Raw genomic sequence first — 11,549 nt, forward strand, 5'->3', positions numbered from 1 at the left:
TCATATCAGAAGAGTTGAGTAAATAGCTATAGAATGAGGCTTACCCAGATGTGTTAGTAAATTTTCTGGATAAGCCTCTCTTTATGCGGTGTAATTTATAATTTGATTTATTGATCTTTGCTGCATTTCAAATGAACAGGGGGATGGTAAAACTCCCTGTTTATTTAATAGTGTTACCTCCATCCATGACGATGTTTTCACCCGTAATCATATTGGAGGCATCGCATGCCAAGAACAATGCTACAGCTGCCACTTCTTCCGGATAACCAAAACGACCGAGAGGGATTTCTTTCTTCGCTTTTTCGCCTACTTCTCCAGCCCAAGCTTTCTCCCCGAGTTCGGTTAAGATGATGGTTGGTGAAATTGCATTCACGTTAATGTTAAATTGTGCCCATTCAAATGCAAGAGAACGGGTAATGCCTAAGACAGCGGCTTTACTTGCACAATAAGCAACATGATTATCCAGTGCAATTAAAGCGGCTTGTGATGCTAAATTGATTATTTTCCCACCGGTGCCTTGCTTGATGAGAATATTTCCAACTTTTTGTGCCATTTTAAAAGTACCTGTTACATTAATATCTAATGTTTTCTGCCAGTACGTATCTGAAATATTTTCTGCATCATCTAAGAAGACAACGCCAGCGCAGTTTACAAGAATATCAATTTTACCAAAATGAGACTGCACTTGATGAATGGCTTCTTCCATACTTTGATTGTCTGTCACATTACATGATAGACCAATGGCCTTTGAGGTATGTAAAGCAGTCGCAATTTCTGAAACATCGTCTTTTAAATCCAAGAGTGCAACAGAAGCACCTTTTTCTAAAAATAATTGAGCAACAGCATAACCAATACCACTTGCTCCACCTGTAATAATAGCTACTTTATCCTCAATGCTAAAGCTTTTGTCATATCCCGTGAATTTCATATATATCCCTCGCTTTTTAAGTAATGAGTTAATCAGTAACAATGAGTTCTATATGATGCTTCTTAAATAATTCTAAATATTTGTCGGAAACAGGTTGGTCTGTAATGAAAGTATCAATATCCGTGATTTCGGCAAAGGCGGCAATGGAATTGCGGTCAATCTTCGTATGGTCAAGTAAAACGGTTGTTTTCGTTGCAGCCTTCACCATTCTTTTTTTCAGTTCTACCTCGTAAACGCTAAAGTCTGTAAACCCCGCTTCTTCTGAAAAACCATTGGCAGATGTGAAAAGTTGATCCACATGGATTTTATTTAATATTTCCGCTCCGAGTGTCCCTTCGAGTGAACAAGAACCTTGTTTAACGATCCCTCCTAATAAAATGACTGTAATCTGAGGGGAATCATTGAGTTCCATCGCTACTTTTAAGCCGCTCGTCACTACGGTAAGTCGATAAGGTGAATCTTTTAGTTGATGTGCAAGTTCTAATGCAGTAGAGCTGGCATCTAACATAATACATTGATTGTTTAAAATCGTTTTCATCGCAGCTTTTGCAATCGCAACTTTCTCATCTTTATTTTTCAATTGTCTTGTTGAGAAGCTAGTATCTAGTTCATTAGGATCAACTAAAATGGCACCACCATGCGTCCTGCGTAATAGATTTTGTTGTTCTAATTTGGTTAAATCCGTACGTAATGTTGCTTCAGATACATTCAATGAAGAAGCAAGTTCTTTAATAGTGACACTACTTTGTTGCGCTAATTTATCTAAAATCATTTTATGACGTTCCTGAGCAAAAATCTTTTTCATATCTCACCTTTTGTTTTTTATTATTTATTATTGTTTTTTCATAATAACATAGTCAATACAGCGGAAACAAAAGAGAACGGGAATATTTCGTGTACATAATTAAATTACAAAAAAAGTCTCTGCATAAATCATTTTACAACATATTCATACCATACTCTAGTCTTAAAATAAGATAAAACAGAGATTCATCATAAATATATACAGAGTCTGTATGGAAAAACAGTGATCTATTAAACACCCCCCTAAATATGATGATGCTGCTAGATCGAATAAGAAAAACTATATTTTGAATAAACACGTCAATGAACTTAAAAAGAAATACAGGCCTATATATACTGTAAACGATTTCTTTTATTATGAAAAGAAAAGAAAATAAACAAAAGAAAACAAAAATAAAACATTGAAATTCGAAAAAATAGATGGTAATATAAAGCAAGCAAAAGAATGAAAGCGCTTTTAATCATACGAAGGAGGAAGAAAATAAATGAGTACTATTCAAACCAATGAAGTCGTAGTTGAAAAAGTAGTGAAAAGTGTGAAGGATATCCCTACAACAATGAAGGCAGTTGTTGCATATGAACCTGGTGATTATCGTTTAGAGGAAGTTCCGGTACCGAAAGTTGGAGAAGGAGAAATTCTAATAAAAGTAGAAGCATGCGGTATTTGTGCAGGTGATGCAAAAGCATATGACGGTGCACCAAGTTTCTGGGGGGATGCGGATCAGCCGGCATATATTAAAGCACCGATGATTCCGGGGCATGAGTTTATTGGTCATGTGGTAGCTATCGGAGAGAATGTGAAGGATGATTTTGAATTAGGTGATCGCGTCATTTCGGAACAGATCGTTCCTTGTGAAGAATGTCGTTTTTGTAAGCGTGGTCAATACTGGATGTGTCAAAAACATGATCTATATGGGTTCCAAAATAATGTGAATGGCGGTATGGCAGAGTATATGAAATTTACGAAGGAAGGAATTAACTATAAAGTTCCTACCGAGTTGCCTATCGAAAAAGCTATTTTAATTGAGCCATATGCGTGTTCTTATCATGCAGTACAAAGAGCCAAAATTGAACTGGAAGATGTAGTTGTTTTAGCAGGTGCAGGTACATTAGGTCTAGGAATGATTGGTGCCATTAAAAAATCCGGACCATCCAAGTTAATTGTACTTGATCTATTTGAAGATCGTTTAGAATTGGCAAAACAGTTCGGGGCAGATATGGTATTGAATCCGGCGAAAGATGATATCTATACAATCATTAACGATTTAACAGATGGGTATGGATGTGACGTATATATTGAAGCAACGGGTGCTCAAAAATCGGTTGAACAAGGACTGAAGCTTATTCGTAAGTTAGGCCGTTTTGTTGAATTTAGTGTATTTAAAGACCCAGTAACGGTGGACTGGTCTATTATTTCAGACCGTAAAGAGCTAGATGTCTTGGGATCTCATCTTGGTCCATACTGCTATGAACCAGTTATTAAAGGGATTAGTAACGGGGACTTGCCGACAGAAGGCGTTGTAACCCACATTCTACCTCTGGAAGAGTATCAAAAAGGATTTGAATTAGTGAAGAGTGGACGCGATTCGTTAAAGGTTGTTCTAAATCCAAATCTATAAACCAGCACATCTTAGGAGGCAACCTTGTATGAAATCGAACTTGCAAGCTGTATCAGTTGGAAAACTAGGTATGGACAGAAAAATGATGATGGGTTACTTGGGTGTTTTGATTTTTATGATCGGTGATGGATTAGAACAAGGTTGGCTTTCAACCTATCTGACCCAAAATAACATGACAGTACAAGAGGTAGCAACCCTATTAAGTTTTTATGGGATTGCAGTTGCTTTTGCATCTTGGCTGTCGGGAGTATTAGCTGAAATTTATGGTCCCCGTAAAATGATGATTACCGGGCTTGTCCTATTCGTACTGGGTACCTTGGTTTTCTTAACCGTTGGTATTCCAACGATGAATTTATCGGTCATGTTACCAACCTATGCACTGCGTGGTCTTGGTTATCCTTTATTTGCTTATTCTTTTCTAGTATGGATTACTTACTATGCACCGGCTGAAAGACTGGGTACGGCTGTAGGCTGGTTTTGGGTGTCCTTTGCGGGCGGACTAAATATGCTCGGAGCTTATTATTCTAGTTTTGCGTTACCAATCTTAGGAGAAATGAATACCCTTTGGAGTGCCTTGGCATTCACAACAATCGGCTCTATATTTGGTATTTTATTATGCAAGACTGATATTGAGAAAACAGAGTTAACTATAAAACAGGCGTTAAAGCAAATAACTAAGGGGATCACCATTGCTTTTGAACGTCCCAAAGTTGGACTGGGCGGAATTGTACGCGCGATCAATACAGCCGGTGCATATGGACTGGTCGTATTTCTACCTGCTTATATGATTGATTCAGGATTTACGATGTCACAGTGGCTTCAAATTTATGGAGCACTATGGGCAAGTAATGTTGTTTTTAATCTAATTTGGGGGGCAGCTGCAGACCGAATTGGCTGGCAATTTACCGTGATGTGGATCGGAGGTATAGGTTGCGCTGTATCATTGGCTTGCCTTTACTATTTCCCTTACTTCTTCGGTGCGAATTACTTGTTAACGATCACTGCAGCCATTTGTTTTGGTTCGTGTTTGGCCGCTTATGTGCCGCTTTCTGCATTAGTACCGTCGCTAGCACCTGAAAATCGCGGAGCAGCCATGTCTATCCTAAATTTAGGGGCTGGATTAAGTACATTTTTAGGACCCGCTATTGCTGGTGCGCTCATTGGAAGTTTAGGAGCGTCAGGTGTGATTTGGGCTTATATAGCAATGCATGTGATTAGCACGTTCATTATGATTTTTGTGAAGCTGCCTAAAGATGTACAGCAAGAACAATTATCTGCAGAAGTAGCTCCAGCTCACTAACATAAAAACAATAGAATATTCATTCTATATTCTTTTATCGATAATAAACGAAAGTAAACGAAAGTTTAAAAATTGACAAATGAAAGAATATTATGTGAAAATAGTGTTGTAATTCTTGGAAAACAAAAATATAAATAAATAGATAGGAATGAAGGGGAGGGACGTAACATGAAGATTGGCTTAGGTTCAGATCATAATGCTCACGGTTTAAAACAGGCTTTATGGGAATATATCGAAGAATTAGGACATGAAGTTGTAGATTACGGCTCACAAGATGATTGTACAGCTATTGATTATCCTGGGGTTGCATTTGAGGTAGGAACAGACATCATGGCGAATAAACTGGACAGAGGGATTCTTGTTTGCGGCACTGGACTAGGAATGGCTATCGCAGCTTGTAAAGTACCAGGGATTAGAGCCGCTACCACTCATGACGTTTATTCTGCAGAGAGAGCTTGCAAAAGTAATGACGCACAAATTATTACTTTAGGCGAAAAAGTAATCGGGATTGAAGCAGCAAAAAAAGTGGTTGAAATGTACTTAAGCTCAACGTTCCCTGGAGGAAATTCTGCCCGTAAAGTGCAGCAGATTTCGGAACAAGAAAAGATCTACATGAACGGGAGGGTTTCGCTGTAATGAAAAAATTAATGAACAACCCAACGAATGTTGTCGATGAGATGATCGAAGGTTATGTGAAAGCCTTTCCTAACTATGTGAAGCAATTAGAGGAAAATAAAAGAGCGCTGGTAGCCGTTCGCCAAGAAGAAACAAACAAAGTAGGTGTACTGATTGGCGGAGGATCAGGACATGAGCCGGCTTTTATGGGATATGTCGGTTATGGAATGGCTGATGGTGTGGCTGTAGGAAATATTTTTGCATCCCCGTCACCTGATCCCATTGTTGAAGTAACCAAAAAAATAGATAACGGACAAGGTGTCGTTTATATTTATGGGAATTATGCAGGCGATTTAATGAACTTCGGCATGGCAGCAGAAATTGCTGATCTTGAGGAAGATATTAAAGTAGAATGCGTTATTGTCACGGATGATGTGGCCTCAGCACCTAAAAAGGAGATGCATAAGCGCCGTGGTATTGCAGGAGAATTTTTTGTAACTAAGGCAGCAGGAGCAGCGGCTGAGAAAGGTTACTCCATTGAGGATGTTGTTCGTGTAGCTAAACAGATGAACGATGTGACTCGGACGATGGGGGTTGGCCTGTCACCTTGCTCATTACCACAAACAGGGATGCCTAGCTTTGAACTAGCAGAAGATGAGATGGAGATCGGCTTAGGGCATCATGGAGAGCCTGGTATTGAAAAGGGTAAATTACAAACGGCTGATGAAGTAGTAGATCGTTTGGTGGAAGATATTTTAAAAGATATGCCTATTGAAAGCGGTAACAAGGTGGCTGTTCTGGTGAATGGTTTAGGTTCAACAACGAATATGGAGCTATATATTATGTTCCGAAGAGTTGAGCAAATTTTATCGAGTAAGAACATTCATATTCATCGTTCTTTTGTTGGAAGCTACAGCACATCCTTAGAAATGGGGGGTGCATCTGTTTCCATTGCCAAATTGAATGATGAATTAGCAGAAATGATAGACTTTGCGGCAGATTGCCCGATGTACGTACAACGATAGGGGGAGCAAATAATGGAAATATCAGCAACTCAATTTAAACAATTCTTATTTAATGTAGTAGAGATGATAGAAGAACAAAAAGATTATTTATGCGAGCTTGATCGTAAGCTTGGTGATGGAGATCATGGTGTAACCATGTCAATCGGTTGGCAAGCAGTAAAGGAACAGCTTGAAGGACCGTTAGCAGAGGAACAAGATTGTGTGAAATTAAGTTCGACTTCAGGGCGTACATTTTTGAGTGCTGTGGGTTCATCTGTCGGCCCGCTTTATGCTACAGGTTTTATGCGTGGTGCAAAAGCGCTAAAAGGGAAAGAAGTATTAGATGATACGGCATGGAAGGAGTATTGGGTGGCATTCGTAGACGGGGTTCAAGAGCGCGGTCAAGCGGAACTTGGAGATAAAACGATGATGGATGCTTTAATTCCAGCACGTAATACATTAGTAGATGCATTTGAGCAAGAAGGCGATTTTATAAAATCGTTCGAACTTGCTGTGCAATCCGCTAAAGATGGTGCAGCTTCTACAAAGGATATGCTTTCAAAACGCGGCCGTTCCAGTCGTTTAGGTGAACGTTCGATTGGTGCACAAGATCCAGGAGCAACATCAGCAGCAGCCATTCTAGAAGTATTTCTGCAAACCGTAAAATCTTCTGTATGTGAATCAATTTCATAATATCTTTTCATGAGTTATAAATTGATTTAACGAGTTATGAAATTGATTCATGTGTGTAATTTTGTCGTCACCCATCCTTAATTGAATGATGTTTCAAAACATACTTTTAAGGATGGGTGATTTTTATTGTCTTTTTTGAAAGGAATGAGGAAAATGACTGTACAAATTAAGCATTTTACTAATGATTTTATGAAAGTTACACAGATGGCTGCACTTCATACGTATTCATGGATAGGTCGTGGAAATAAAATAGAGGCAGACCGAGCGGGAACAAATGCGATGCGCAACGTGTTGAATCAATTACCGATTGCATCCACCGTTGTCATTGGTGAGGGTGAAATGGATGAGGCACCGATGCTCTATATAGGTGAAGAATTAGGAGCAGGTAAAGAATTAAAAGTAGATTTAGCTGTTGATCCTATTGAAGGAACCACCCTTGTTTCTAAAGGGATGCATGGAGCCCTAGCTGTATTAGCAGTTGCGCCTAAAGGGACACTGCTGCATGCTCCAGATATGTACATGAAAAAGATAGCATGTGGCAAGAAAGCAAAGGGAGCTATTTGCTTAGAAGATTCACTTAAAGATAATATGCACCGGGTTGCAAAGGCATTAGGTAAACAGGTTAACGAGTTAACAGTAATGATTCAAGACCGCCCGCGCCATCAACAATGGATTGATGATGTACACGAAGAAGGTGCAAGGGTTAAGCTATTCTCTGAAGTGGATATCACAGGCGTTTTGGCTACATCGATAGAACAATGTGAAGTTGACCTATTTATTGGGATTGGCGGTGCGCCAGAAGGTGTAATTGCAGCTGTTGCACAAAAAGGATTTAATGGTGATTTTCAAGGGCAGCTTCTGCCTCAAACCGAGCAGGAATATGAACGTTGCCTACAAATGGGAGTTAGCGATCCAAAGCATATTTGGTTACTTGATGAAATAGTGAAATCAGAAGACTGCTTGTTTAGTGCAACAGGTGTCACAGAAGGAATTATCTTGGATGGGGTAAAACAAATCAATGAGAAAAAAGAAATGCAAACGCATAGTCTAATTGTTTCTCAGAATCATATACAATTTATTGTTGGTAATCATGAAGAAGAAGGGTTAGAAATTTACGAGCAAACCAGCAAAATAGGTTAGTCATTAAATAGGATTTGCACTATTTTGCGATATTACCCCCACATAAAAGAAAAGTAATCGTTTCATACATTGAACAGAATCCTGAATAGTAGACACTTTAAGAAAGTGGCCCTATTCGGGGTTTTTCTATTCTCTACACCCATAAAAAAGATGACTTCTGCAGCATACAGCATACCGAAGTCATCTCATTGCCGCTTAAATACGGCGTATCCCTTTTTTTAAAAAGTGTCTACTCAATAGGGTTCACTTCAAATGATCAATCTATCGTCTTTTAAAATACATGGCTTTACGTTCTTCTGTCAACAGTTCCATCTGTCCGTTTTGGATAATATAGAGCGTATCGCATAGAGACTCGAGGTCCTCATAATTATGGCTCGTTAACAGCATCGTTTTGTTCTCTTCTTTTAACCTGATGATAATCTCTTTCATATCGTTGTAGGTTTGGTAATCTAGTGCGTTAAAAGGTTCATCCAGCACCAGAATATCCTGTCCTTCCATAATAGCTTGTGCTATACCAAGTTTCTGTTTCATGCCAAGGGAGTAATGGGCTACTTTTGTTTTGAGATCAGGGTCTAGTCCTACAAGTCTCATGGCGTTCTTAATTTCTATACTGCCTATTTTACGATTGATATCGGCAAGGAATTTCAGGTTTTTATATCCGCTGTAAATTCCGATATAGCCGGGAGAGTTAATAAAGACACCTACATTCTCAGGAAAATCAATATCTTTACCCAGCCGTTTGTTCCTAACAAATACAGCACCTTGGTCGGGCGCAGTGAACCCGCAGATGATCTTGAAGAGAACTGATTTTCCGCTACCGTTCGCACCAACAATTCCGATGGTAGAACCTTTTTCAATCTCCAGATGGATATCGGATAGTACGTTAATACCATGAAAAGCTTTTGATACGCCTTCAACGCGAATCTCTGACACTTTATATCACCTCTTCGTTGTTTTTATTTTTCATTTGGTGCACTTATTCTACTGAAAGCGTTTCTTGTACCCAAAGAGGAGTACATATAGGCTTGGTATGATGACAAGGCTCCCAAGCAGGAGCATGATTATTTTACCCGGCAGCCCAGGAATAGAAGAATCAGCGAGTGCTGTGAAATTGAGATTTTGTGCAAGACTCGATAAGCCGACTGGAATATAAGTTGTCCATGAAAAAGGAAATAAGTATAGAGCATACATTACTAAAATACCGATGAAGGCAACGATGATGTGTCGGGTCCATAGAAAGATAACAAATAGGAATAGGAACTGAAATAACAGATCAAGTAGTTTGGATCCTATAAGATACAGCATAAGTTCATTCATACCGATCGATAGACCCGGAATAAGGGTGCCTTCACCCGCAGGGAATCCCCCGACATTTGCTAGAAGCAGAAGCCCGCCAGTTAGCAATAGTGTATACATGAGTAAGAAGAGAGTGCTGACTCCAAATATTGCGGCTCCCCAGTGCCATTTTGAACGCAGACGTATCGTTAGTAAAATGCTGTGATCTTTTTTCTCGTTCTCTAGAAAATGGGCGAGCAGATAAATGGGTACCCCGTTGATCAGGATCATCGCAATCCAATCCAGCATGTTCATATATCCATGTCCATGTCCCCAGAAGGCATAGATTAAGTAATCAGTTTGTGTACTATTCGGCATAGTCTGTACTTGTAGCAGTTTCCATAGTCCAAACCCTATAACGAATGCAAGAAGAATAGCCCCATTTTTAGCTGAAAAGAGCTGAGCACCGTAGTAAGAAGTAATACCGCTTGGTATTCGTAGGGCTATTTTCCATTCAGGACGCTTATTCCAGTGTTTCTTAATCACATAAGCTGTAACTCCGGCAATCATAGCCAGTGTTATCAAGCTGATTTGCAATCCATAAGGGTACGTTAGATTGTACATAAAGATAATGTAGTTATTAATAAAGATGAAAGGAATTCGGGTGAGTCCTGTAATTTTGGATTTCATGGCAAACACCATTAGAAAATAAAGTGTAATGATAAGGATTGCGAATGTCCTTTTCTCCAGAAAGTGATGGAGTGCCCAGAAAAAAATACTAAGTATACTGAGTCCCATTATCATGTAAAGTGTGGTTACGATCGCAGCTTGCCATGGATAATGAAAATAGTGACTTAGCATAATCAGCACTTCAAGTGACGAATTTTGCGAATCAGGTGAAGGAAAAATAGAGTTTACCTCCAGCCCGATCCCAACAACCAGAAACACGACAAGTTGAAGCAGAACAAAAATGGACACATTCATAGTTATAGCGGCTGCTTTCGCGATAAAATAATACGCAAACTTCTTGGAACGAATCAGTACATACTCCATATCCATTTCTAGATGGGTAAACAGGATGTAGAGAAACACAGGAACCATAAAAAAAGTAATGTAGTAATGATCAGACAGCATAGATAGCACAAAGCTATCGTAAGACTGTGAGAATCCTCGGCGTTTCGCAAGGCTGAATAGAGTACATCCGAGCATCAGGAATAGGAGTCTCAAAGATAAAAAACGACGAATATCTCTTAGAAAAATAGCTCTCATACGGAATCCCTCCTACGACGGATAGACCGTAATTTTTTTGATTTTTCTACAATATAATGCAATGAATGCTGTGAAGAGCAGAGCAAGTAGTGGTCCGATCAAGAGCGGCCAATATCCGTATTTGGCTGTATCGTAAAATTCAGGGCTAAAACTAAGATAGATTCGGTAGATTCTAAGAGAGTTTCTAAGAGGCTGAATCTGAAAGATGAAATTCTCCATAATGACATAGATGAAGGGTCCTGTAAGAATAATAAATATATTGCTGATAAATAGAGACAAGATAAAGCCAAGCGTGGCAATAATCGCTGATAATAACCCTTGCCATAAACTAAGTAAAAATCCATAAGTTAAGGGATGATGTACAAACATGGCCCCCATGAAATGCTGACTTTCCAGCCTGGGCATGAGCTCTCCCGTATCTGGATTTATCAAACCATACTCGGGTACAATGTTAGGTTTAATATAGAGAGCTGTAATGACACCGATGAACATAGCAACGAACATGATCAGAAATGAACTACTTGCAACGACGATCCATTTGGATAACAGATAGCGGCTTTTTTTCACTCTTGGAAGAGTGTACATTAAAAACTGATCTTTCCTCTCAAAATACATCAGCCAGCCTACAGGGAGAACGGAGATCAAGGGAAATAGAAAAACGATGATGGCAATTCCCACTTCCCAAGCTTCTAAATCATGTTCAAGCGAGTAGCTTTTATATATTGTTCCGCTCAAAATAGCAATAGTTATGGTGAGACCCACCATACTAAGAAGAACAGGCCATCGCAGCTTTCTCCACTCCAAAAGCAATAAATTCTTCATGCGCTTACCTCCTTAAGTGTCTACAATATAGCTTGTCCACAGATCAGGTTCAATAGATTAGGAACAAACAAGGGTTTTAC

Annotated in this window: 11 protein-coding genes; 6 read left to right on the top strand and 5 right to left on the bottom strand. The window is 39.2% G+C overall.

Features of this window, described 5'->3' with window-relative positions:
* Positions 1-160: 160 nt before the first annotated feature.
* Both KJS58_RS12130 and KJS58_RS12135 read right to left on the bottom strand, forming a co-directional pair.
* Positions 161-928: an SDR family oxidoreductase gene (locus KJS58_RS12130; RefSeq protein WP_213532778.1), complete on the bottom strand. Its 768-nt coding sequence runs from the start codon at positions 926-928 to the stop codon at positions 161-163.
* 28 nt (positions 929-956) lie between these two features.
* Entirely contained in the window at positions 957-1,733 is a 777-nt protein-coding gene (locus KJS58_RS12135) for a DeoR/GlpR family DNA-binding transcription regulator (RefSeq protein ID WP_213532779.1), read from the bottom strand.
* 484 nt (positions 1,734-2,217) lie between these two features.
* On the opposite strand from KJS58_RS12135, the gene KJS58_RS12140 reads away from it, so the two are divergent.
* From KJS58_RS12140 to glpX, 6 genes are all read left to right on the top strand, one after another.
* Positions 2,218-3,351, top strand: coding sequence for an MDR/zinc-dependent alcohol dehydrogenase-like family protein (locus KJS58_RS12140; protein WP_213532780.1), 1,134 nt, complete (start codon positions 2,218-2,220; stop codon positions 3,349-3,351).
* A gap of 28 nt (positions 3,352-3,379) precedes the next feature.
* Positions 3,380-4,651 (top strand): MFS transporter, encoded by a 1,272-nt coding sequence (locus KJS58_RS12145; protein ID WP_213532781.1) that lies wholly within the window; start codon positions 3,380-3,382, stop codon positions 4,649-4,651.
* A gap of 168 nt (positions 4,652-4,819) precedes the next feature.
* Positions 4,820-5,287: an RpiB/LacA/LacB family sugar-phosphate isomerase gene (locus KJS58_RS12150; protein ID WP_213532782.1), complete on the top strand. Its 468-nt coding sequence runs from the start codon at positions 4,820-4,822 to the stop codon at positions 5,285-5,287.
* Positions 5,287-6,291 carry a dihydroxyacetone kinase subunit DhaK gene (locus tag KJS58_RS12155; RefSeq protein WP_213532783.1) on the top strand — a complete coding sequence of 335 codons (1,005 nt, stop codon included), beginning with the start codon at positions 5,287-5,289 and terminating at the stop codon, positions 6,289-6,291. Before KJS58_RS12150 ends, KJS58_RS12155 begins: the two co-directional genes overlap by 1 nt.
* Before the next feature lie 12 nt (positions 6,292-6,303).
* Positions 6,304-6,963 (top strand): dihydroxyacetone kinase subunit DhaL, encoded by a 660-nt coding sequence (gene dhaL, locus KJS58_RS12160; protein WP_213532784.1) that lies wholly within the window; start codon positions 6,304-6,306, stop codon positions 6,961-6,963.
* A gap of 144 nt (positions 6,964-7,107) precedes the next feature.
* The gene (gene glpX / locus KJS58_RS12165) at positions 7,108-8,103 is read left to right on the top strand and encodes a class II fructose-bisphosphatase (protein ID WP_213532785.1); all 996 of its coding nucleotides are present in this window, start codon (positions 7,108-7,110) and stop codon (positions 8,101-8,103) included.
* 261 nt (positions 8,104-8,364) lie between these two features.
* On the opposite strand, the gene KJS58_RS12170 is transcribed toward glpX, so the two are convergent.
* Genes KJS58_RS12170 through KJS58_RS12180 form a run of 3 tightly spaced genes read right to left on the bottom strand, consistent with a single transcriptional unit; the run spans position 8,365 to position 11,469 of the window.
* On the bottom strand, positions 8,365-9,036 hold the full coding sequence (locus KJS58_RS12170) for an ABC transporter ATP-binding protein (RefSeq protein WP_213532786.1): 672 nt from the start codon (positions 9,034-9,036) through the stop codon (positions 8,365-8,367).
* Positions 9,037-9,084: 48 nt separating this feature from the next.
* A complete protein-coding gene (locus tag KJS58_RS12175; RefSeq protein WP_213532787.1) occupies positions 9,085-10,647 on the bottom strand; it encodes a hypothetical protein in 1,563 nt (520 codons plus the stop codon).
* Positions 10,648-10,659: 12 nt separating this feature from the next.
* Positions 10,660-11,469, bottom strand: a complete 810-nt coding sequence (locus KJS58_RS12180) for an ABC transporter permease (protein ID WP_213532788.1) — start codon at positions 11,467-11,469, stop codon at positions 10,660-10,662.
* Positions 11,470-11,549 lie beyond the last annotated feature (80 nt).

The organism is Paenibacillus sp. J45TS6, assembly GCF_018403285.1.
Taxonomy (GTDB): domain Bacteria; phylum Bacillota; class Bacilli; order Paenibacillales; family Paenibacillaceae; genus Paenibacillus.

Coding starts and splice junctions, on each gene's coding strand:
- KJS58_RS12130 (WP_213532778.1), bottom strand. CDS start 928: ATGAAATTCACGGGATATGACAAAAGCTTTAGCATTGAGGATAAAGTA.
- KJS58_RS12135 (WP_213532779.1), bottom strand. CDS start 1,733: ATGAAAAAGATTTTTGCTCAGGAACGTCATAAAATGATTTTAGATAAA.
- KJS58_RS12140 (WP_213532780.1), top strand. CDS start 2,218: ATGAGTACTATTCAAACCAATGAAGTCGTAGTTGAAAAAGTAGTGAAA.
- KJS58_RS12145 (WP_213532781.1), top strand. CDS start 3,380: ATGAAATCGAACTTGCAAGCTGTATCAGTTGGAAAACTAGGTATGGAC.
- KJS58_RS12150 (WP_213532782.1), top strand. CDS start 4,820: ATGAAGATTGGCTTAGGTTCAGATCATAATGCTCACGGTTTAAAACAG.
- KJS58_RS12155 (WP_213532783.1), top strand. CDS start 5,287: ATGAAAAAATTAATGAACAACCCAACGAATGTTGTCGATGAGATGATC.
- dhaL (WP_213532784.1), top strand. CDS start 6,304: ATGGAAATATCAGCAACTCAATTTAAACAATTCTTATTTAATGTAGTA.
- glpX (WP_213532785.1), top strand. CDS start 7,108: ATGAGGAAAATGACTGTACAAATTAAGCATTTTACTAATGATTTTATG.
- KJS58_RS12175 (WP_213532787.1), bottom strand. CDS start 10,647: ATGAGAGCTATTTTTCTAAGAGATATTCGTCGTTTTTTATCTTTGAGA.
- KJS58_RS12180 (WP_213532788.1), bottom strand. CDS start 11,469: ATGAAGAATTTATTGCTTTTGGAGTGGAGAAAGCTGCGATGGCCTGTT.